This window comes from Phaeodactylibacter sp. (assembly GCF_040219495.1).
Classification (GTDB): domain Bacteria; phylum Bacteroidota; class Bacteroidia; order Chitinophagales; family Saprospiraceae; genus Phaeodactylibacter.
In genome coordinates this window covers 63,751-85,907 of sequence record NZ_JAVJSK010000020.1, presented here as the reverse complement: position 1 = coordinate 85,907, position 22,157 = coordinate 63,751, and the positions used below count along the sequence as shown (strand labels likewise).

The following is a 22,157-nucleotide window of genomic DNA, read 5'->3' as shown; positions in this document are numbered from 1 at the left end:
TTGGCATGAGCCGCCCAATGGGTGAATCGCAAACAAACTCCAAAACGAAAACCAACCAACAAAAAAATATGGTCAACGGCAAAACCACCTTCCGCGCAACCGTCAACGAAAAGCACACCTTTGATGAAATCAAGGGTGAATTAGATATCATCCCTACTGCAGACGGTCAATTCCACATCATTAAAGACAACCTGTCTTATAATGCAGAAGTCTTAGGCACCAATTACAACGACAAAATCTTTGAGCTCAAGATCAACGGTGTCATCTATGAGGTGAAGCTCGAAGATGAATACGATCAACTCGTTAAGCGGCTGGGCTTGTCTGTGGCCGCTCAGCAAGTGGTCAAAGATATTAATGCCCCTATGCCCGGACTGGTCCTCGAAGTGAGCGTAGAAGCCGGGCAGGAAGTGGAAGAAGGCACGCCCCTGCTGATTCTGGAGGCGATGAAGATGGAGAACGTCATCAAAGCTCCGGGTACGGGCGTAGTGAAAAATGTCAACGTCTCCAAAGGCGAAGCTGTGGAGAAAAACCACCTTTTGATAGAGATGGAATAGGTCCCCGTTCCTGGTTTTTTGCCTTGTAGCGAGACAAACTCCATGAAAGTACCGAGCAAATAGTGGCTATTCTACGTTTAGTAAAAGAGCGCAAGTTTATTCTGGCTCAAAAAACGTTGTATGCCGCCATCCCCAAGCACACGGACTGTACTGCACTACTTCCTGGTCTTTCTGGGAAGTAGTGTCGTATTGTTCCTGCTGTTTACCGGGCTGGTCTACTACCTTGCCATCTCCGATCAGGACCGGGTACCGCGCATCATTCGGGAGGTTTCTGAACAGGAACTGGGCGTACAGGCCAACTTTGACCACTACCAGTTCCGGTACTTCGACCATTTCCCATTCCTTTCCCTGTCTCTTTTCAATCTGACACTGCGGGACACAGCTTATGGGCATCATCAGCGGGAGCTGCTCCGTATCAAAGAGCTGGACCTGGTGTTCCGCCCCTGGCCGTTATTGCAGAAAGAGGTGGAATTCCGCTCGATAAACGTAGACAGTGCCCGCGTGCAGGTTTATAAAGACAGCACAGGCTATACCAACCTCGACTTCCTCAAAAAGGAAGCGTCTGCCGGACCGGTTTTGGATCGTGAGCAGGTTCGTGTTTTGCACCAATTGAAAGGGGTCCGCCTGAATGGTTTGTTTTTTAGTTATGAGGATGACAGCCTGCACAAACATCATCGCTTTGTCGTGGAAAAAGGTACCCTGAATTTTGAACAACAGGACACCCTCCTGCTGGTACAATTGCAGGGGCAGGCTTTCTCGCAAGGCCTCACCTTCAAACCCCGTAACGGGCCTTTCCTGGAAAATATGCCCGTTGCTCTTGATCTTGAGGTGGGCATACCTGCTGTCAGCCGGCGTTGGCACCTGAGAGCAAGCTCAAAGATCTCGGTACTGGAGCATGACATTAATGTGCAGGGCTATCTGGAACCCGGGAACCCCGGGCTGCTGCACCTCGAAATCCGAACCCCCGGCATCAGCCTGGAAAAAGGGCGGCAAATCGTTGCCCAAAATATTCGAAAAGCGGTACAGCCATTTGAGATCAAAGGGGGCTTGCCGGTAGCAGTGGTCATTCATGGCCCCACTATCCCGGGGCAGCCCATACCCCTGGACGTCCGCATCGAAGCCCGGGAACTGGCACTATCGGCCGCGGGTATGGATTTTACAAAAGTGCAACTGCGGGCCCACTTCCAAAATGACTGCGATACCGCCCGTCTGATTACTCCTCAAACGGGCTGCCTGCGGGTGGAGGTGGACTCCGCCCTGCTGTTTGAGCAGTTGCCTGTCCGGTTTGCGTATTTCAACCATAATTTACAGTCGCCTGAAGTGACCATAGAAGGGGGGATAGAAACGCCTCTGATCCGGCTTGCGCCTTATCTTCCAGAGAGCAGCTGGGCTATCAAATCAGGGCAATTGGCTCTGGGCTTCACGCTGGAGGGCCATGCCGCAGACCTTAACGATTCTACCGTGCTGGAACCTGCTGTCCGGCTGTCCGGCAAAGGTCAGCTGCGTAATGCGGTTCTGTGGCACCGCAGGCTGAACGCACCTTTTGAAAACATCAATACGGTCTTCCGTTTCAATGCGAATGACCTGGACTTCACTGCCGGGCGGCTCACTTTCGAGGACCAGGAGGTGACGTTTTCGGGCCGTATTGAGGATTTGATCCGCCTGGCTTTTCAGAAGCCCGCCCGGCTTTGGGCCGATGTGAACCTGCAAGCATCAAGCATCAGCCTTGAAGAGTGGATTACGGCACTGTCGGAGGAGGAGCCTTCCGTTCCGGCTGCTGCGCCGGCTCCCGGTCAGCAGTTGGGGCGTACTGTGGAGCAGTTGGCCCGTAAGCTGCAAGGTAGGGTAGTAGTGGAGGCGCAATCGCTGAAATACCGGAAGCTGGAGGCAACGGAGGTGGCCTTTAGAGCCACATTGCGGCGGCGGTGTGTGGGCAGCCAAGCCTGTATTGAGGTGGACAACCTCCGGCTCACCGCTTTCAACACCCTGCCGCTAACAGGTACGGCCCGGCTGACGCAGCTGCATGACCCGCAGTTGCGGTTCGAATTGACGGCCAATGCGCCCCTGAAAAACTTACAGCCCTTAATGCCCCCAAAGCTACTGAAACTGGAAGCGGGTCGCTACGCCCTGCGGTTGTCCTATGCAGGCAGTCTGCGCAGTTACGGTAGCCTCAATCAGGCGGTATTGCAAGCCGGGCTGAATGGGCAGGTGCAGCTCCGGGACGCTACCTTCGACTATTTACCGCAAGGGTATCATTTTGACGAGGTCGGTGCGGCCATTCACTTTGATGAGTCCCACGTCTACCTCGACACCCTTCAACTTACGGTAAACGGCAACACGGGCAGGGTAAGCGGCCGCATTGATGAAGTATTGCCCTTTGTATTTGGGAAAAACACGCCACGCCTGCGCGCTGTGCTTGAGGTCGATAGCCGGGGCATTGACCTGAATAAGTTTGACTTCCCTGAACCCGGTACAGAGCAGCAGGAAGAGGCTGGAAGTGAGGTGGGGCAGACCATCGCCCGGGCGCTGCAGCGTATAGAGGGGGAGTTACGGGTTCGTTCGGATACGCTGCAATATCAAGCCCTGCGATTATCCAATGTATACTTCGAAAGCCGGTTTGTTGGGACTTGTGAAGATGGCGGCAGTTGTGTGGAGCTGGATACGGTACAGGCAGAACTCTTCGGGAATACGCCCATGCATGCGCGTGCCCGCCTGAGCCAATTGCACGACCCCTATCTGAATGCCAGCGTCTCTGTAGATATGCCCCTGCGTGAGCTAGACCGTATGTTTTCTTCGGATCAACTGCGTTTTAGGGGCGGGTATGCAAAGGTGCAGTTTGAGTATGCCGGGCAGCCCCACCGGCATATAGATGTACAGGACGCTTTACTCACGGCCGACCTTAGGGGAACTGGTCAAATATCCGGTGGGCAGTTTACCTTCGTGCCCCGGGGTTACGATTTTGAGCAGGTAGATACCCGGTTCTCTTTCGATGGCGCAGACTTGCACCTGGAAAATGTGGACCTGCTCCTCAACCGTAATGTGGTTGAAGGGCAGGGGACGATCTGCAATTTCCTGCCCTTCCTTTTCCTGCCAGATTACACATTGAAGGCCAGTTTTAATATTCGAAGCCCCCGATTTGATCTGGATCGCTTCAAGGCACCGGAGAAATTCCAGGTGGAGCAGGTAGAACAAGCCGAATTCCCCACGGACATTACGCGCCTGGTTAACGCCGGGCTGAGTAACATCGAAGCTGATTTTCGAATGCAACTGGATACGGTGAACTACCGTAGTTTTTTAGCCATGAATGTGGGAGGGCGTGTGGAAATGGGCAAGGGCCGCGTAGCGTTCGATGAAACGACTATGGATTTAGCGGACGGGACCTTCCGTCTGTCCGGGGAAGTCACCGGGCTGGAAGAGAATCAGCCATTGCTCAACCTTCAGGCTGATTTGCAAGAGACCGATGTACAGAAAGCCTTCCGGGCATTTGATGATTTCGGGCAATCGGCGCTCCGTCACGAAAACATAGAAGGGAAACTCACTGCCGATATAAGATTCCAGGCCCGGGCCAATGCCAACTACGAATTAGACACCAATAGTTTACGGGGCCATTTCGACTTGCACCTTACGGACGGTGCACTACTAGATTTATCCGCCCTGGATTCCATCCGAAATTTGCTGTTTGCCCGCCGTGACCTCAGCCATATCAACTTCGCCACGCTGGAGAATACCTTTCAGCTCAATGGCCAGTTGCTGGGTATTGATCGTATGGAAGTGCGGTCCTCTGCCCTTGCATTTGCGGTATCTGGTCAATATGACCTTGGCTCCCAAAGGCGGACGGACCTACTGTTGGAAATCCCCATGGGCAACCTTTTCCGCCGCGACCTCAACCGCGCTGCCCTGGAGCAAATTGAGAAAGGGCTCAGTGGCCCCAACATCCTTCTTCGCCTGATCCCGGATGACCGGGGTGCTGGCTTGCGGGTGAAGTGGGTGCTGTCGAGGGAGTGAATGCCCCGCTACGCTGGTGTGGAGCTTAATCCCGGGCTTTTCCAGGAGCGCTGCCCCAGCTTTACCCTGAAAACCTTCCGGATCCCGCCTGATGTGAAGCTGGTTAACTTTGAGCACCTTTAACCTTCTCCGGCCGACGAAGCAAGCTCAGACGCGCCAATATCGATCCGTACGGATTGACCAGCCCGGGAAGCCGGGAACACCATAAAACCATAACACCCTCTGTCCGCCGTAGCTTTACGCGGAGGCGGGAATCTGTCCGCCGTAGCCGATAGGAAAAGGAGGGACAACACCAAAACCCCATGCCCAAGCCCATTACCGAATCACCACCCTTTCCACCCAAACCTGCCCCTCCACTTCCACGCGCAGGGCATAAACGCCCGGTGGCAGCTCCGGCAACTGCAACGGCACCTCTGGTGTACAGGGCATTGCTGCCGCCCATACGGCCTGCCCCTGCATATTGTAGAGCGTGAAGTAGCCAGTGCCCGTGGGCGCTGCGCCCGGCCAGGCGACAGTGAGGTGGCGGGAGGCAGGATTGGGGAACACCCGCATACCCGGCTCCTCCACCGGCTCCGCCTCCGCCACATCCGTAAGCACCTCACAGGGCGTCTCCCCCTGACACCCATTGGCGTCCGTTTTGATGATCCAGCAGCGGCGCTGAGAGCCATCGCCATTAGCTTCTCCACCACTGACCAAATTACCGCTGGACAGCTCCCCAAAGGAGAAAAAGCTGCCCCCAAGGATAGGATTATTAAGTGTATCAAATGGAGGAAGATAATAGCGCGACCAGAGCGAATCACCGAAAGCCGTGAACTTAAATAGCCAGCCTGTACGGGTGGAGTTGCCATCTACATTTGTACTTACGTGGCCAGACCCTACATAGTAACCATCTGACACCTGTTTAATTTCGTGCAGGCCATTCCTCTTAGAATGATAGCTAGAACGGTAAATAGGCCGCTGCCAAACGACCTCATAGTTGCTGTTGAAGCGGGTCAGCATCGGCTGTACGATGTAAGTGTTCCAGTCGATAATTTCCAGCGGTTGCTGCCCAAAGGTGATGATATCCCCGTCTTCCAGGGCAACCAATTGCCGCAGCCAGCCCATGTCCGCGTTTACTGAAGACTCCCAGCTATCCAGTAAGGCACCATCGGATATGCGGATGCGGTGGAAAAAGTTTTTGCTGTAGCCGAGGCTAACCTGCCGCTGACCCCCAGCTACCAAAATAGAATCCCCTAAAAGCTGGGCATCCTGGTAGATATCCTTGTCCTCATAACTCCCGTAAAAATTAAGCCGCACGGTCTGCCCCTGCTCGTCCACAATGCGCACAAAGGGGTCGGGCACCCCATTGTCCCGGTCTATATCCCCGTATAGCAAGTAGCCATTATCCAGAGGAATAGGGCTGCGGTAGTTATAATTACTAACATCTTCAATGTCGGTATACTCATGACGGAACTCTTCGTTGAGATGCTCATCCAGCTTGATAAAAATGGCATTAAAACGGATCGAATAAGCAATTATAACATACCCCCCTCCATTTGCAGGTGCAAATCCACCAGCATTATCAAGCATATATAAGCCTTCCCCTCCAAAGTCTGTTAACAGCTGGCTGGCTAATCGCTGCCCTGTGGAATCGTATAAAGCAATTAAAACGCCACTTTCTAAGGAATCAGTTCGAGCGGTACCCAAGGCTACAATAGTATCATTATGGACAATCACCCTTTCAAAGTAATTACTTTGATACCCTAAATCTTCAGCAATATTAAAAGACTGTGCACGAAGGCCTACAGGCCCCAGCAGCAGCAATAAAAGTGCTTTGTTTACTAGCTTCATGGCAGGCTTGTTTAGCGTGATACAATGATTTTGTGGTGCGTTGGCTGCTGCCCGGCTATTTGCAGGCGTGCCCAGTAGATGCCGGCTCATCTATAAAATTGAACTGAACACGCAGGAAATAGCTCTTGGGGTCTTCATCGTGCTTCCCGTACAAACCATAAGTGACTTAGTTTTGCCCGGTTGCGGTATGCAAGCCTGATATCATGAGCATGAGCCAAAGAAGCTTGACGGCGTACCGTGCGCGAAATGGTGTGTGTAAACATGAGGTCCGTTTTTTAGCGGTTAGTGAATAATCGGTAAGATACGGAATTGGGCGGAGAAATACAATGTTAGATCCTCGCCCGCTGCATTCCCTTTCCGACATAGTTGCAATTTTGTCGGGTCCCCTGCCCGGCGTACTGCTCTTGCGCTTACGAAAAGCACACCGGGTGAATGCCCGGGGCATGGCTTGGCTTACTGCACCCGGTGAGAAAAAATTAAAAAAACCTCCGTTTTTTGAGTACAACTCCCCACTCTCCTGCCTTATTTTACAAACCGAAAGACTGTCATGAAGCGAATCCCTGCAATTATCGTATTTTTATCGGTACTGGCCGGCTGCCAAAAAGCAGAAGAGGCAACGCCTGCTATTACCGTAGATGCGGCCTTTCAGCCTTACTTTGAACGCTTTGAAGCGGAAGGGGTGTTGCGGGGGCTGGATATCGACCTGGCTAGCGAAGAGATTGGTGCGGTGTTTTCCGATGAACTGGTCGATGGTCAAGCGGGTTTATGTACGCAGTACACCTCGGGCATCAGCATTATTGAAATCGGGCCTGCGAATTGGTCGGCAGCCAATGACCTGGAGCGGGAGCACCTGATATTCCACGAGCTGGGGCACTGTTATCTGGGCCGGGCGCACGAAGATGCGAAGGATGCGGCGGGCTTTTGCCTCAGCATGATGCAGAGTGGGAATGGCAGCTGCCGGTACAACTACCGGAATGTCACCCGGACTGCTTACCTGGACGAACTGTTCGGACAAAACTAAAAGACATGAAAGCACAATACGTCAATTACGATGCAGTAGCGCTGGCCCAGGAGACGGACGTCATCCACTGGGTGCGGGAGGGCGACAAAGATGCCGAATGGTCGGAGTGGCTGGAGGAGCACCCGGAATGCCAGGCGGAGGTTAGCAAAGCCCGGGAGCTCGTACTGGCGATGGAATTTGACACACAAGAGCCCACCCCGGCGCAGGTGGACAATATGTGGTCTACCATTGATCGCGCTACCCGCGAAGAAGCACAGGTTACCTCCATCTGGCAGCGCCGGCGGTTGACGCTTCTGGCGGCTGTAGTGGCTGTACTGCTGATTCTGGCCGGATGGTGGGCATTGCCGGCACCGCCTGAAATACGCCTGGTCACCACGACCGGTGGCAAGGATATTTACGAACTGCCCGATGGGTCTGTGGTCATCCTCAATGCTCAGTCAATGATCTCCTACGAGCCTGATGAATGGCCGAGTGCCCGGCGCATCGAGCTGACTGGGGAGGCTTTTTTTGACGTCAAAAAAGGGACGCCCTTTTTGGTGAAAACCCCTTTCGGTGATGTGCAGGTTCTTGGTACGAGCTTCGATGTGGAAGCCCGTAAGGAGCGTTTTGCCGTTGCTTGCTTTACTGGCTCCGTACGCGTAGCGGCAGCGAGCAGCTCCGAAGTGCTCTCTCCGGGCGAGATAGCGATCAGTCAGGGTAACGTACTGCAGATAGATACTTTTGAAGGCGAAAAAGCAGCTGCCTGGCGCGAAGGGGTGCACTACTTTGAATCCACCACTCTGCGGATGGTTTTCACAGAACTGGAACGACAGTTTGAAGTCAAAGTGAAACTCCCGGATGATCTCGCCGACCGGGAATACACCGGCTTCTTTGAAAGTGGCGATCTCAATGCTGCTCTGGAAGCCATCTGCTGGCCCATGGACCTGACCTTTGAGGTCAATGGCAAACGGGTGATTATTTCCGACAACTCCTAACCTGATATGGGACTACGGCCAAGGCTGTACGTATTTTGGCTCTCTTTACTTCCCGTTGCGCTCTTTGCGCAGCAGCGGGTGACGGAGCGGTTCCAGGAACAGCCGCTAGCTCAGGTTTTCGAGGTGTTTGAACAGAAATACGGCTTGTCTATCGCTTACGATGCCGCTGCCATCTCGCCCCACACCCTGACCCTGCAATTGGATGGAGAGCCGGTGGTGCAAGCTCTGTACCGGGTACTAGATGCTTCAGGTATGGAATACCGCACCCTTGCGGAGGATAAAATCCTGGTGCGGCCGAAACCCGCTCCAGCTATACCTGTGCCCGCCACAAGTCTGCTTACGGGTATTATCCGTGATGCCGAAACACAAGCGCCACTGCCCTTCGCCAGCATTCACTGGGTGGGGCAAACTGTAGGGGATTGCACCAACGCTGATGGGTTATTCAGCCTGTCACTTCCTGATCTGGACACTGTTATTCAACTGGAGCTGCGTTATATCGGGTACGAAAGCCGGCGTGTAGCTTATACGCCCGGACAGCCCCTGTCTGACCTCTCGCTACGCCAAGCCGAAGTACGTATCCCGGAAGTGGTGGTGGTGGAAATGACTCCGGCGCTGTCTGCCAATGGGCGCGATCAGTTTTACACCATCCGGCCAGGCGCGCAGCTCCCGGGGCTGGGCAGTCAGCTGGACCCACTCCACCAATTGCAACTGCTGCCCGGCGTGGGAGCGCACAATGATTTTTCCTCCGGCCTGCAGGTCCGGGGTGGTATGCCCGACGAGAACCTCATCGTCTGGGATGGTATGATCCTGTACGATATTGACCACTTCTTCGGCATCTTCAGTAGTGTGGACGGGAATCTGCTGGAATCGGTACGCCTCTACAAAAACAGTTTTCCGGCGGAGTATGGCGGCCGCACGGCGAGTATCGTGGAGATGCTGAGCCCGGAGGGGCTGCCCGAAAAAACCACTGGCAGCGCCACCGTTTCCAACCTACTGTTGCAGGGCAATGTGTCGGTACCTCTGGGCAAGCGCATGAGCCTTACCGGCGGGGGGCGCATCACCCACAGCAACCTGGGCACTTCTAGCCTCTTTCAGGTCTTCAGTCAGCAACTGGACCTGCCCGGTATGGACAATGAATCGCTCCTGACAGACCGCCTGATCCGGGTGCAGCCTGCTTTTCAATTCCACGATGCCTTTTTGAAATGGCGCTGGCAGTTGTCCGAAAAGACCACGCTAGAGGCCAACGCTTTCAGCAGCAGCGATACCTACGATTACGAATACGGGTTTGACTTCCGGCAGCGCCTGCGGGACGAGTTCATCATCAGCCAAAGCCTGGTGACCGAAAATTCCAACTGGCAAAACCAGGCCTGGAGCACCAACCTGCAGCACGAGTGGAACGACAAATGGCAGTCTGCCCTGACGATTGGCGGCAGCCGCTACGAAGAGACCGAACGCACCACCACGAGCTTCCGGCGGGTACTTCAGGATACCGTCCGCGCTTTCGGGACAGATAACCTGCGGTACAATGACCTGGATGGGCTGCACCTCAACTGGAAAAATACCTGGACGCCAAAGTCTGGAACGACCTACACCCTGGGCTACCGTCTGGAGCACAACGCCACCGCACTGAATCTGGAGAATGACGAGGTACCCATCCGCTCCCGGATTTCGTCGGGTACACAGTACGCGCTATACGCTGGTGGCGAATACGAATCTGGCCCCTGGGACTGGAGCTGGGCGACTCACCTGACCTACTATTCCCGTACGCAGCGGCCCTATGTATCCCCCCGCCTTCGTGCCCGCTACCGTTGGTCGGACCGCTGGTCGGTCAATGCCTCGCTGAGCCGTTATCATCAGTTTTTGCGGCGCTACTACCATGAGAATCGTTTTGGGCGCAGCGTAGCCGTTTGGGAGCTTGCGAATGAAGCAGCCGTGCCCGTTGCCCATGCCAATCAGGCTGCCGCAGGGCTGCAGTATACTGGTGCTGTCATAAGTTGGGAAGTCGGCGGGTTCTTCAAGCGCACTGAAGGCAGCCTGCAGCACGCCGCCCTAATCAGCGGCCTGGGCACTGTGGGCGATCCCCGCCCCCGTACCCGGGAATTCCGGTTGTTCAGTGGAGAAGGGCGGAACTACGGGGCAGAAGTCCTCATCCGCAAAACCGGCGACCGGTACACAAGCTGGCTGTCCTACACGTTGAGCCGCTCCCTGCAACGCTACCCGGCCGCTTTCCAAAACGAATGGTTTCCCACACAGGAAGACCGGCCGCATCAGCTCAGCTGGTACAATGAGTACCGGTTCGATCGCTGGGCGTGGAGCGCGACTTACGTCTACGCCAGCGGTGCCCCCTTTCTGGATACTTCTCTGGACGACTTCCGCGATGAGCGCGGGCAGGGCGCCCCGGATTACTATCAGCGCATTGCTGCCTACCACCGGCTGGACCTCAGTGCCGCCTACACCATCCCCCTGAAGGGCAGTGAGCTGACCTTTGGCGCATCGGTTTACAATCTGGCGGATGCGCCCAATACCCTGTACCGGCAGCAATTCTACGGCATTGATTTGCCCGCGCCCAACCTGCCCAACCGCACGGCTGTACTGGGCAATGAGCTGCAATTGCTGGGGCGGACCTGGAGTGTCTGGGGGCGGTGGGCCTGGTAGGGGAGCGGGGCTGTTTCTTGTTTTAGTTAGGCAAATGTAGTTAATATAAGGCTCTTTACCGTTAGTAGGAACAAGCTCTAAAAGCAGCATATCCCTGCTGTATGCGTGCCGCCTAACAGGCAACCTCCAAAGTTTCCCTACCTTTGCCCGCCATGACTTATCTGACACATAGTTTGTTGGGCTGTGTAGTGACCATGCTCGCCATGCTGCTGCCTGGGATGGTGAATGTGACTGCTGCCCGGGAGTATCTACGCCGGGGGGCTCCCGCTGCGTTACGCTTCAATATCGGGGCTTCTGTTGCCGTGTTTATCCATGCGTATATCGCCATTGCTTTCGCCGGGCTGCTCGCCCGCGAACCCACCTACATCAACTACCTGCGGCAAGGCGCGGTGCTGCTTTTTCTGGGCCTCAGTGTTTTTTTCGGACTACAGGCTTTCCGGCGGCAGACTATTCAGGCCAGTGAACAAAAAGGGCAGCCCATACTAAAGGGCTTCCTGGTTTCTTTTTTCAACCTCGTCAATATCCCGGGCATGTTTGTGCTGACCACTGTGCTGCGTGCGCGCGGGCTACTGATTTTCGCCGCACCCTACCGGCTGTTTTATGTTTTCGGTACTGCTGTTGGTGCATTCGCCATGCTGTCGCTCTATACCCTTGCCGCAAAGCGCATCGAGCAGGCCGGGCCAGGATTTTACCAAAAGCTGAATGCCGGGCTCAGTGGGCTTTTCCTGCTGTTGGCGCTCATGCAGTTGGGGCAATTGTGGGGGTAGTCACATTCTACAATTGCACTTGAAGGCTAAACACAAATTGCCGGGCCGGCAGGTAATAATCCAGCCGGTCTACACCTGCCGCAAGTGGGACCCGTTGGTCTGGCGAAAGGTTGTCACCGAAAATGGTCGTTCCCGGGTCTTCCAGTACCGGCTCGGGGTCTATACCGGAGTAGCGGGAAGCAAGCAGTAGATTGCGGGCAGTCAGCGATAGCCTCAGCCTGAATGCCCGACCTCCGGTATTAGCGGTAAAGGTCTTGGCAATCTGTAAGTGGTCAAACTTTACAAAATCAGCCCGCTCGGTATAATAGGAGGAAAATTGGTAAGCAGTTAAATTTTCCAGTACGCGTTCGTTTTGGAATAGGTTATAAACACTCCTGCCAGTGAAAGGACGTGGCTCATAACGTAGCCGGTGCATATTGGCCATACTATGCCCCAAGGCACCTCTTAGCAACGCCCTCACTTCCCAACTGCCCCATTGCAGCCGGTGCGACCACCCCCACTCCAATGTGGGCAGTCCACTGCCGAGCGTAACCAGATCGCTTTCCGGTTGCCCAAGCAGGGAGGGCTGTAGGTTGATCACGCCGTCTCCGTTCTGGTCTTCAAAAACAGGAACGCCTTCCGCATTGACTTCCCCCGTAAATTGAGGGCCGCTCACCTCGCCCATATTTCCGCCCTCCTGCATAACGACAACCGGCGTGCCATAGATGTTACCGGGGGTGAGGAGTAGGGCAGGGCTTTCTGTTCCGGTTTCCTGATATACCGAACGGTAGGTAGACCCTTGCAGTCCGGTGGTATATGCTAAGCTCGGCCGCTCCCAAAGGATAAGCTCGAGATTGAGGTCCAGCCCGGTGGTCCGAAAGGCATTTTGGTTGGTATAAGGAGTGTTGAAAACAAAATCGCTTGTGATCCAGTCACTTACCGTTCGGGTATACCAGTCAATTTGCGCCAGCAGTTTGCCGGTTCGGAGCGTCAGGCCTATGTTGAATTCTTGCTTTTTCTCCCAGCCCAGGTCCGGATTTGCGGTGTGAATGACCGTTGTGTCTACGAACCCATTTGGAAAGGCTGTAGTCCGGATGCGCCGCTGTGAAAGACCGGCTTCGTCGGGCAGGGCACCGGTAGCACCGTAGCTGGCCCTGACCCGAAGTTGTTCTACAGCCGATTCCTCATTAGGCTTGATTAGCTCGTAGCCCGCGCCTACTGCCGGGAAGAGGCCCCAGTTGTTATCGTCGCCTAACTTGCTTGCACCTTCGTACCTCAGGGATGCGAAGGTGTGCAGACGCTCTTTGACCGTCAGGTGCAGCTGGCCAAAGAAGGCGGATGTTTTTTCCGACCAGCCGCTGCTAGTGGTATCGGCTTGGTAAGTGTTTAAAGCCCATGACGCATAGTCGCTGATTCTTTTGTTGGACAACAACCCGTCATCAGTGAAGCCAAAAAGATTGAGTTGGTCAAAAGTGTGGGCGATATTCGTGTAGGAAGTACCACTGCTGAATCGAAGCTCAATGTTTTCCAAACGTTTGTTGTAGTGTACAAAAGCTTCGTAGAGTGAGAGGGCAGCACTTTTATCGGTGAGGTCTGCCCGCCCGCGCCTTTCTTCATAAGGGCTGTAGGCATTTCCGCGAAGCATAGACTGTGGACTGTAAAAAGCCCGCTGATTAATAAATTGATCCTGATAGGCATATCTGGCCTGTACCGACAGCTGTTCGCTGATCCGATACTGCACCAGGGCGGAGGTTTGAAGCAATTCTGTTACCCCATCATTGGTATTCAGCTCCACCATCGCTTTGGGGTTGAAGGAGTCGAACAGCCCAGGCGTTTCGAAAAAACCGCCGAAGCGGACTGCATCGTATGGGAAAGGGGCATCCGCCGCGTCTAGTGGGATGGTGGGATTGAAAGCGGCTGCATAGCGAAAAGCTTCCGGGAAGCCCAGTTGACTGCTGCGGTTAGTGTAAGCGGCGTGGATTTTAACATCCAGGGCATCTTGTAAAAAGGACCGGTGGAGGTAAGCGCGGAGGTTGGCTTGTGTGAAGCCGGATTGTTGTAATACGCCCTCAATATCCCGGAAATGACCGGCAATCCTGAAGTTTGTACCCCCTTTATGCCCGCTAAGGGACAGGTTGTGCGCCTGACTGCTGCCGTTGCGCTGTACCTCTTCCAGCCAGTTGGTCGACCCGCCGAAGTCCCAATGGCCAGCCAGACGAAATGCAGCAGCGTCCATGACCGGGAAGCCCTCATAGGGTGTGGAAGCGGCTAGCTGCCCGGTGTAGGAAACGGTCAGCGTGTCTTGAATGAACGAGCTGGTTTTGGTGCGAACGAGTATTACGCCGTTGGAGGCTCGTATACCGTAAACGCCTTGGCTGGCTCCGTCTTTGAGTACAGTGATTTTTGCGATGTCCTCCGGATCAAGGCTATGCCAGGAAGCTCCTGCAATACCATCCACCACCAGCAAAGGCTGCCGCTGTGAATAGGACGAAAGCCCCCGCACCCGAAATAGTGGCAGGGCATTGGGGTTGCCGCCCCGGTTGTAGATCTGAACGCCAGCAAGCTGCCCCTGTATCAACTCGGTTGGGTGTGAGAGAAGCCCCTGATTGAAGCTTGCGGTGTCAGAGGTAGTAGTTGCCGTGACCTGTTCCAGTGGTTGGCCAACAGTGTATCCCCATACGTTATTTGTGGATTTTTGCGCAGGCCCGGCAACCTGAGCGGGAAGGCTTAGGGCGTGTAAGAAAAAGATAAATGCGACGCATGCAGGTGTACGGAAGTGCATGTTGTTGGGGATATAGGAAAACATAAGGGCATGTTTTTCTAAATTCAGAACATGTGGGGTTTGAGTAGTTTTCATGTACAATGGCTTCGTCAACCAGGACCTGCCGTATTTCAGCAATCTCCAGGTAGGTATTGATGATGGCTATAGCTTCCTCTTCCCTTCCAATACTGGCTAGGAATTGGATTTTCAGCTGGATCAGAACCTTGTTGTAGTATTCGGTATAGTAGTCACTTTTTCCTGTTGGTAGCTTGAGCATTTATTATCAGTAATGTTTATTGTTTGGCCCGTCTTGTGCTTTACCGGACACCCGCCTCCAGCAAGGTGATCGACCGCGCCGCTGCATCAAACCGTGCCCGAACACCCACCGGGAAAGTACACTGATGGTCAATATGCCCAAAGGGTAAGCCGTAAGCGGTTGGGGTATCTGTGGGGCGCAGCTGTTCCTGCAGGGTTTCGGATAGGGTGAGCGAGTCGCTGCCTTCTTTTTTGGCACAATCTGCAAAAACGCCAAGCGCTATTCCATTAGCAGCTTTTAGCGGCCAGGCCTGCCGCAGCTGTGTGAGCATGCGGTCCACCCGGTAGGGCGCCTCCCCAACGTCTTCCATAAACACAATAGCGCCGGTTGGGTCAGGTAAATACCCGGTGCCTGCCATAGCGGCCAGCAGGGACAGATTGCCACCCATCAGCACGCCTTCTGCCTGCCCTTTGCGGATAACCTCCGGCTGAAAAAGTGAATCTTCGGAGGCTTCATTGTCTTCGGATAAAGGGATGGGGTAGGGGGCGGTCCCGTCCATCAGTACAGCACGGACCTGTGCTTCGGTATAGGTAGAAAATTCGGATGCCCCTACCGGCCCGTGGAAAGTCACCAAACCGGTCTTGTGGTAGATGGCATTAAGCAGGGCGGTTATGTCGCTGTAGCCAATCAGGATTTTCGGATTACGGCGGATGAGGTCATAGTCGATTTTGGGCAGTAGCCGTGTGCAGCCGTAGCCGCCGCGGGCGCACCAGACTGCATCTACAGACCGGTCGGAGAACATCGTGTGCAGGTCATCAAGGCGTTGCTGATCGGTACCGGCCACAAAACCATGCTTAGCGCGGATGTTTTTGCCCATCTTCACCCGCAGCCCGAGCTTGAGCATATTGGAAACGGCCTGCTCCAGGGATTCGTCACTGATGTAGCTGCCCGGTGTAACGAAGCCTACCGTATCGCCGGGGCGCAGGCGTTTGGGGAGAATACGCTTTGGCGTGGTTGGGTTCAGGGATGCACTGCCTGGCAGAAAGGGTAAGGCAAGAGCATGTTTGGAAAAAGACCTGCGGTTCATCGTTTTGGTCAAAAAGATAGGCTTATTCTGGCAAAATCCAATCGGATGGCGCCCAAAAGGACCATTCCACCTGCGTGAGGTCGGTCTCCGGGTCGATGTAGGGATGGTAATCTCGGTAGTTGAGTTTGCAGCGGATGTCTGCATAGACCGCTACTTCCTGCCCTTCTTCCTCAAATTCTTTTTCCAGAAAATGGGCAAACTGCAGGATCATGTCGGGGTGGGTATACAACTTGCGCTCCTGCCGCTCAGAAAGGTAGGCTTTGGGGCGGACAATCGTCTCTTTCCCTGTCGCCTGATTGACAACCCGGAACTGCCCGAATCCGATTTTGGATCGCAGCATCATCCGCCAGGAGTAGCGGTGCCCTTCTTCCGTCCAGGCGACATCACCGGGGTACAGGTGGTGGCGCAGGGGCAATAGCAAATGGATAGCCATCAGTACGCCAAGCCCGCTGAGGATAACGGTGCGGTTGCGGGGAGCGGCTTGCCACATTGGAATCTTTTCAGTACTGCTTTGCATCCTCGAAATCCAGGCGTTTTGTTGCTTGTTGAGCCAATCCCATCGGTCTGCAAGCCAATGCAGGAAGCGGCGCGGGAAATCCGGCGCAAAGTACAAGGCGGTCAGGGTAACGGAGAGGAAAGGGAAAATGCCGATACTAAACACCAGCAGATTCATAAAGTGAAAAAACAGGACGGCTGCAAAAGCCCAGGGGCGAGTCCTTCTGAAAACCAGGAAAAAGACCACGAATAAGTCCAGCATTACGCCACCATAAGCCATAAAGTAGGCCATCCACTCCTGCTCCAGCAAGGGGCCGATTAACGGGTGATCTGCCCGGTACCTAATCCACTGCTTGAGGGGGATGGCATGGAGCCAGTCGCTGTTGAGCTTGGCAATGCCGCCAAAAAAGTACACTACGCCCATAAGAAACTGCGGGATGAACAGGCACCAGTAGGGAGCCGTGTCAGACTTGAGGTCCGGGTTCTTTTTGACATCAAGGGACAGCTGCCGGTCCACGGGCAGGAAAATCATCAGAAAGCTAATCCAGCAAAAGAGGTAGCCGTGGTTGAGGTAATGCGCTTTCTCCAGAAAATAGGTATAGGTAAACCCGAAGGCAAAAAGGGTGGCTGAAATGCGGTACCACTTGCCCAGCGCTACCAGGATTGCACAGGCACAAATGCTCAGCAGCAGTATGCTCATGAATGGCTCGGGCAGTGGCCGCACCCATTCAAAACCGTAATATTTAAACTGGAACCCTTCCGTATCAAAAGCGCCTTTCATCATGTGGTAGTAGATCCAGGTGCCGAAAACATCAGCAAAGCCCAGTATGCCAAATACGATACGGAGTAGAATGAGGGAAGCAATGTCTACAGGTTGGAACAGGCGCTGCATGGGATGTCGGGTTGAACAACCCTAAAGATAGACAATTCCCGACGCATCAAGTCTAATGAAGATGGCAGCCTAGAAAAAAGCGATAAAGCGAAACGAGCAACCCGGCATCCTGTAACAGTGAGTCTGACAATAGTTTATCTAAGGGTCCAGCGAAAAATAACTTCCCCATTTGATACGGCTATTTTCACCCCAGCCTTCGTTGCTCATCACTTACGTAGCTAGTGGATTGAGCCGTAAATGCTTGACCGTTTAATATTCAGCAACTGCAAACGTTCCAGGCGTGAAAAAACGATCAAAAAATTCGGTCTAGTCGCACTAGTGGTTCAAGTTGTAAGTAGATACACAATTTAGACGCCGTCATTTTTCGTCTAATCGAGACGGAGGTTCGGGATCGTAGCCAAAGCTACGAAGCTCGGTTCTCCGGGGAAGAGTAGGCGGAAAAGGACAAGTGTAAATGTGGAGATATTTGCGACATGAACCACTAGGCTATGCTCGTTCTTCGCGCCTTGTCTGGTGCAAAAATAGCTCGCCTGAAATGAAGACCTTATTTTCCGCTGAACCCTAAGTGGATACTCTAATTAAAGTAATAGCGCAAGTATCCAAAATCGTAGCGTCGCTGCCCAGGGTTTGCCAAATTACCAGTCCCATTGCTTTTTCCTCACCTTCCGGGAAAAACAATTTCATCTTCCCTACCGTACCGGGGTGATAAGATTGGCATTCCGGGTGCTCTCCCTGATGGAAAACATTGTACAGGCTCAGGTTGACCTCCTCGCCGCCTTCCTGCCTCATGATATATCCAGTTTCATGGCCGTAGTAGCCTGATCGGTCATATCGGCCTGTGAACTGCCCTTCTCCGGTAGGTGCTTCGATAATTGGAAACTTGAGGGCAAAAGTATCCGGGGTGTTATTGGTTAGCGCGGTGCACTTGCAATCGCTGGTGGCGTAAAAGACTATTTCTTTGCCCTTGGATACAGTAATGCAAATACCGGTTTGAGTGCGGTAATCGTTGTTACCCTCTTCCGGCAGGTCGCCAATAAGAACATAAGGCTCCGGGCACCCACATTCTCCATCAGTGTAGTAAAAATAGCCGCCTCCACATGGCCTCCCATCGTGTACTAAGGCGGCTCCATCTTCTTTATTTTTGTCGCAGGCAAGCAGCAGGCTTGTTGCCAGAAGTATCAGCGTAAGTTGATTGATTGGTTTCATTCTATAGTTATTTAAGTAGGGCAGCGACCCTCCGGTCGCTGGCTGTCATTCAAAATTTTGATTTTGACTCCTTAGTAACCAGCTCCGAAGAATAGCTTTTGAGTGGTAGCGCTATTGCCATTATGGTAGCGGACCAGATAAATTCCGGTGGGATATCCTGAGTTAGATATACGTTCCCGCAAAAAAGCTTCTATTTCTCCAAAGTTATTAAAACCTTGATTGTTGAATTGCCGTAGCACTCTGCCCTGTATATCCAGCAAAGCAACCTCGGTGATGGAATTATGACCAAAGCTTACCAAACCGTTGGAATCATGGCTTCTCTCTATCACAGGCACGCTGCACTCTGGTCTTTCAGTCGGCACGGAACAGGTGCCAAACTCTCCATTGCTGATGTCGCCATCAGGAGTTGAAAAAAGCGTGCAGCCTGGAAAAGTCATAAGAGTGCCATTTAGAAACTCCTCCAGCGTTGATTGCAGATTAATCTGCTCACCTGACCCTCCGGGCATTAGTGTCGAACCGGCGTAAGATGCACCCCAGTCGCTACAGCAAGATACATTTGGCTCTTCCGTACTCCCCGGAAAGGTCTGTACAGTCATGGCGAAGCTGCTTTGTATTCGTGCTTCTGATTGCCAGCTGCGTTGACCTTCAGCTCTCACAATGCCACTGGTTCTAATGTTAAACCGAAGCTCCTCATTTGGGTGTAAAGTAAAATCCTCCTTGCCATCCACACCGTAGAACCTGGTGTCAGTGTCACAAGGCATATCAAGGAATCGCTCAGTCGTAATCCAGTTGGAAATTGATGCAATCAAATCAGGTAACTCTGTATCAGAATTGATAATATCTCCAACTTCCCCATCTCCCGATATGAAATTTTCAATATCTCCTAGCGTTACGTTTCCAAACAAATCTTCCATTACAGCATTGAAAGCCTCTTGCCATTCAGGATTTAACTCAGTGCCACATTCTGCTCCAAATGCCCAGCGGTTTAAGTCCATAATCACCGTTTCATTATCGGAGCCAGCGTTGTCGCCTGCCTGTCGGGTTTCCTTGGTTACGATAACAAAATCTTCGGCATAGGCAGCCGCTTGGCGCCTTCTGTTACAACTAAAGGCACTGCTGCGAAGACGTTCTGCACGTGCTGTAAGAGCATTTCTGTACTCGTAATCGAATAGTATTTTCTTGCTACAGTCACACCGCTCAGGCAACTGGTTTCCATTATTACAAAGTAAGGATACTGCTATCCTGCCATAGCTGCCCGCTTCTCTCAGTAATTCTACATCCTCAGCCTCATCAATGTCAGGCCGTGCGTCGCCTTGGTGATTGGCAGACATGGAGTGCTCCTGATCGCAGTCGGCTTTCCATCCACTTGTGTATACAAAAACTTCCTTTGCAGCACCTTTGACTTGGTACCAATGGAATTTATTGACATTAGTTGCTTCTGAATAGTTGTCACCATTATTGTTAGTTACAGGCACAAAGAACTCTTGACCAGTTAATTCTGTAGTTCCAGCTGTCGGGCTCGCAGATGCAGAAAGCTTAACAAACGAACACTCACATTCGTCTTTCCTTGACTGGGGCTTTTCAAAGGCAGTAGGAATCAAGTCGCTTTCAACGGGAGTAGAATAGCGGTCTCCCTGCATGATATATTGTTGATAAAAATTTAGCTTTTCAAAAGGGTGTATTTCTATGTTCGATTCGCTATTCATAAATTCGTGAAGCGCAAGAGCGTTAGAAGTGTCTTGAGCAGCAAAGGATGACGCTAGCAGAAACATTTCTTCCGAAAATACTTCTGTGATTCCCTCTTTGTAGGAATGAAGCTGATCATCTGTATAGAACGTTAAAAATGGTACGATCTCACCGCAACTGTTGGAGCCGCTAAGGATATAATTTTTGTCAAAAGGTAAATTTCTAATAGTTATAGCTCCGTCACCAGACAGCGGAATAGCTACAGGTTGATCCTCGGAGCCATCAAGGCTTAGAAAAACAGTATTTACTTGAAGGTCAGACAGCTGCACGTAAATGGAAAAGCCTTCTTGATAAAGGACAGGCACAACTTTCCTGACGCCAAGAGAATAGCAATTTAAAGCCTGCTCCTCAATCCTAAGCATCAATGAGTCGAATCTTTCAGCCATACCGAGGCTGTCAACCTCATACCCCAGACTATCAAAGGGCTCAGTCTGAGAATTTGCATTGTAAGGGGATAACGCAATGACAAAAGAGCAAATAAAAAATGCTTTTACCATTCCCTTAAACAGGGGGGACCTGTGATTTAGCGTAGTGATCCATTGATCCAGTGATCCATTGATCCAAAATAGATTAGTGTTATCCATAAAAGATGGATTTGAAATAAGAAATTTGAATAATAAACCAAAGCTCGACTAAACCGCGAACAAATGAAAGACCCCAGTATTGAACCAATTTGAATTAATTGGAAATCATTGGAAAATATCAGAAACGCCAGGTATCTGTTATCCCTCTTGCACGGCAATAAGCCAAGACTTTTGGTTTAATCTTTCTCGCCTCAGCTTCCTGTAAGCAGGTTGGGATGCCCAGATGAGCATAAATCTCGATTTGCTTGGCGATACTGATCAACTGCCGGGCAGGCAGCTCAATACCTATAGCTTTTAAGCGATTGGAAAGTGTACGGGTAGAAAAGCCATAAAGCTGAGCTAGCTGGATTCTGGTTTTTGGAGTCATAGCGAACGCGTTTGATTCTCAAATGAAAATAATGGTTATTGTTGACATATGCAAGGTTCAGGTATGGGGTCTGATGTATGTGCTGCAGGCTTATTACAATTAGATAGACGAGCAAGGGCAAAAGTAAAGTCATTCCCTTTTTCTCTACCTTTGCCTCCCATGACCTGCCTGACACATAGCTTACTGGGTTGTGTGGTGACCATGCTCACCATGCTGCTGCCCGATGGTAAACGTAACTGCTGCCTGCGAATACCTGCGGCGGGGCGCCAGTGCAGCATTGCGCTTCAACCTCGGTGCTTCTGTAGCCGTGTTTATCCATGCCTATATCGCCATTGTATTTGCCGGGCTGCCTCAACTATCTGCGGCAGGGGGCCATACTGCTGTTTCTGGCGCTAAGTGCTTTTTTCGGACTGCAGGCTTTACGAAAGCAAACGATTCAAGCGAGTGAGCAAAAAGGGCAGCCGTTGCTGAAAGGCTTTTTTGTTTCGTTCTTCAATCTGGTTAACATCCCGGGCATGTTCACCCAGACTACTGTGCTGGGGGCGCTTAACATCGAGCGACAGCTGCCGGTCGACAGGGAGGAAAATCATTAGAAAAGCGATCCAGCAGAAGAGGTAGCCGTGGTTGAGATAGTGGGCCTTTTCCAGGAAATAGGTGTACGTGAAGCCAAAGGCAAACAGCGTCGCCGAGATGTGGTACCATTTGCCCAGCATGACCAGAATCGCGCAAGCACAAATACTGAGGAGGAGTACAGACATGAATGGCTCCGGCAATGGCTGTACCCATTCGAAACCGTAATATTTAAATTGAAAAGCTTCCGGGTCGAAGGCCCCTTTCATCATGTGGTAGTAAATCCAGGTACCGAAAACATCGGCAAACCCCAGTATGCCAAATACGATACGGAGTAGAATGAGGGAAGCAATGTCTACAGGTTGGAACAGGCGCTGCATGAAGGTTGGGTTGTCTGTCCTTAAAGAT

Annotated in this window: 14 protein-coding genes; 6 read left to right on the top strand and 8 right to left on the bottom strand. The window is 52.5% G+C overall.

Going from position 1 to position 22,157, the window contains the following annotated elements; all coding sequences use genetic code 11:
- The first annotated feature begins 68 nt into the window (after nucleotides 1–68).
- Both RIC19_RS03805 and RIC19_RS03800 read left to right on the top strand, forming a co-directional pair.
- A complete protein-coding gene (locus tag RIC19_RS03805) occupies nucleotides 69–554 on the top strand; it encodes a biotin/lipoyl-containing protein (protein WP_350176960.1) in 486 nt (161 codons plus the stop codon).
- A 120-nt stretch (nucleotides 555–674) separates the two neighbouring features.
- A complete protein-coding gene (locus RIC19_RS03800) occupies nucleotides 675–4,559 on the top strand; it encodes an AsmA family protein (protein WP_350176959.1) in 3,885 nt (1,294 codons plus the stop codon).
- 315 nt (nucleotides 4,560–4,874) lie between these two features.
- On the opposite strand, the gene RIC19_RS03795 is transcribed toward RIC19_RS03800, so the two are convergent.
- Nucleotides 4,875–6,389: a T9SS type A sorting domain-containing protein gene (locus tag RIC19_RS03795; protein ID WP_350176958.1), complete on the bottom strand. Its 1,515-nt coding sequence runs from the start codon at nucleotides 6,387–6,389 to the stop codon at nucleotides 4,875–4,877.
- Between the two features lie 547 nt (nucleotides 6,390–6,936).
- Here RIC19_RS03795 and RIC19_RS03790 point away from each other — a divergent pair.
- The 4 genes from RIC19_RS03790 (at nucleotide 6,937) to RIC19_RS03775 (ending at nucleotide 11,806) form a co-directional block, all read left to right on the top strand.
- The gene (locus RIC19_RS03790) at nucleotides 6,937–7,410 is read left to right on the top strand and encodes a hypothetical protein (protein WP_350176957.1); all 474 of its coding nucleotides are present in this window, start codon (nucleotides 6,937–6,939) and stop codon (nucleotides 7,408–7,410) included.
- 5 nt (nucleotides 7,411–7,415) lie between these two features.
- Complete coding sequence (locus RIC19_RS03785; protein ID WP_350176956.1) at nucleotides 7,416–8,384, top strand: FecR family protein; 969 nt, start codon at nucleotides 7,416–7,418, stop codon at nucleotides 8,382–8,384.
- A 6-nt stretch (nucleotides 8,385–8,390) separates the two neighbouring features.
- The gene (locus RIC19_RS03780; protein ID WP_350176955.1) at nucleotides 8,391–11,039 is read left to right on the top strand and encodes a carboxypeptidase-like regulatory domain-containing protein; all 2,649 of its coding nucleotides are present in this window, start codon (nucleotides 8,391–8,393) and stop codon (nucleotides 11,037–11,039) included.
- A gap of 152 nt (nucleotides 11,040–11,191) precedes the next feature.
- Nucleotides 11,192–11,806, top strand: coding sequence for a hypothetical protein (locus RIC19_RS03775; RefSeq protein ID WP_350176954.1), 615 nt, complete (start codon nucleotides 11,192–11,194; stop codon nucleotides 11,804–11,806).
- 7 nt (nucleotides 11,807–11,813) lie between these two features.
- Here RIC19_RS03775 and RIC19_RS03770 read toward each other — a convergent pair whose 3' ends face one another.
- From RIC19_RS03770 to RIC19_RS03740, 7 genes are all read right to left on the bottom strand, one after another.
- On the bottom strand, nucleotides 11,814–14,591 hold the full coding sequence (locus RIC19_RS03770) for a TonB-dependent receptor domain-containing protein (RefSeq protein ID WP_350176953.1): 2,778 nt from the start codon (nucleotides 14,589–14,591) through the stop codon (nucleotides 11,814–11,816).
- A gap of 272 nt (nucleotides 14,592–14,863) precedes the next feature.
- Nucleotides 14,864–15,889 (bottom strand): S66 peptidase family protein, encoded by a 1,026-nt coding sequence (locus RIC19_RS03765; protein WP_350176952.1) that lies wholly within the window; start codon nucleotides 15,887–15,889, stop codon nucleotides 14,864–14,866.
- Nucleotides 15,890–15,911: 22 nt separating this feature from the next.
- Nucleotides 15,912–17,276, bottom strand: a complete 1,365-nt coding sequence (locus RIC19_RS03760) for an HTTM domain-containing protein (RefSeq protein WP_350176951.1) — start codon at nucleotides 17,274–17,276, stop codon at nucleotides 15,912–15,914.
- Nucleotides 17,277–17,837: 561 nt separating this feature from the next.
- Complete coding sequence (locus RIC19_RS03755; protein WP_350176950.1) at nucleotides 17,838–18,482, bottom strand: hypothetical protein; 645 nt, start codon at nucleotides 18,480–18,482, stop codon at nucleotides 17,838–17,840.
- Nucleotides 18,483–18,553: 71 nt separating this feature from the next.
- The gene (locus RIC19_RS03750; protein ID WP_350176949.1) at nucleotides 18,554–20,812 is read right to left on the bottom strand and encodes a T9SS type A sorting domain-containing protein; all 2,259 of its coding nucleotides are present in this window, start codon (nucleotides 20,810–20,812) and stop codon (nucleotides 18,554–18,556) included.
- Nucleotides 20,813–20,930: 118 nt separating this feature from the next.
- Nucleotides 20,931–21,179: a hypothetical protein gene (locus RIC19_RS03745; protein WP_044221329.1), complete on the bottom strand. Its 249-nt coding sequence runs from the start codon at nucleotides 21,177–21,179 to the stop codon at nucleotides 20,931–20,933.
- Nucleotides 21,180–21,598: 419 nt separating this feature from the next.
- Entirely contained in the window at nucleotides 21,599–22,129 is a 531-nt protein-coding gene (locus RIC19_RS03740; protein WP_350176948.1) for an HTTM domain-containing protein, read from the bottom strand.
- Nucleotides 22,130–22,157 lie beyond the last annotated feature (28 nt).

Bases quoted from the DNA above. Each gene is read 5' to 3' on its own strand.
- RIC19_RS03805 (WP_350176960.1), top strand. From the start codon at position 69: ATGGTCAACGGCAAAACCACCTTCCGCGCAACCGTCAACGAAAAGCAC.
- RIC19_RS03800 (WP_350176959.1), top strand. From the start codon at position 675: ATGCCGCCATCCCCAAGCACACGGACTGTACTGCACTACTTCCTGGTC.
- RIC19_RS03795 (WP_350176958.1), bottom strand. From the start codon at position 6,389: ATGAAGCTAGTAAACAAAGCACTTTTATTGCTGCTGCTGGGGCCTGTA.
- RIC19_RS03790 (WP_350176957.1), top strand. From the start codon at position 6,937: ATGAAGCGAATCCCTGCAATTATCGTATTTTTATCGGTACTGGCCGGC.
- RIC19_RS03785 (WP_350176956.1), top strand. From the start codon at position 7,416: ATGAAAGCACAATACGTCAATTACGATGCAGTAGCGCTGGCCCAGGAG.
- RIC19_RS03780 (WP_350176955.1), top strand. From the start codon at position 8,391: ATGGGACTACGGCCAAGGCTGTACGTATTTTGGCTCTCTTTACTTCCC.
- RIC19_RS03775 (WP_350176954.1), top strand. From the start codon at position 11,192: ATGACTTATCTGACACATAGTTTGTTGGGCTGTGTAGTGACCATGCTC.
- RIC19_RS03770 (WP_350176953.1), bottom strand. From the start codon at position 14,591: ATGTTTTCCTATATCCCCAACAACATGCACTTCCGTACACCTGCATGC.
- RIC19_RS03765 (WP_350176952.1), bottom strand. From the start codon at position 15,889: ATGAACCGCAGGTCTTTTTCCAAACATGCTCTTGCCTTACCCTTTCTG.
- RIC19_RS03760 (WP_350176951.1), bottom strand. From the start codon at position 17,276: ATGCAGCGCCTGTTCCAACCTGTAGACATTGCTTCCCTCATTCTACTC.
- RIC19_RS03755 (WP_350176950.1), bottom strand. From the start codon at position 18,482: ATGAAACCAATCAATCAACTTACGCTGATACTTCTGGCAACAAGCCTG.
- RIC19_RS03750 (WP_350176949.1), bottom strand. From the start codon at position 20,812: ATGGATAACACTAATCTATTTTGGATCAATGGATCACTGGATCAATGG.
- RIC19_RS03745 (WP_044221329.1), bottom strand. From the start codon at position 21,179: ATGACTCCAAAAACCAGAATCCAGCTAGCTCAGCTTTATGGCTTTTCT.
- RIC19_RS03740 (WP_350176948.1), bottom strand. From the start codon at position 22,129: ATGCAGCGCCTGTTCCAACCTGTAGACATTGCTTCCCTCATTCTACTC.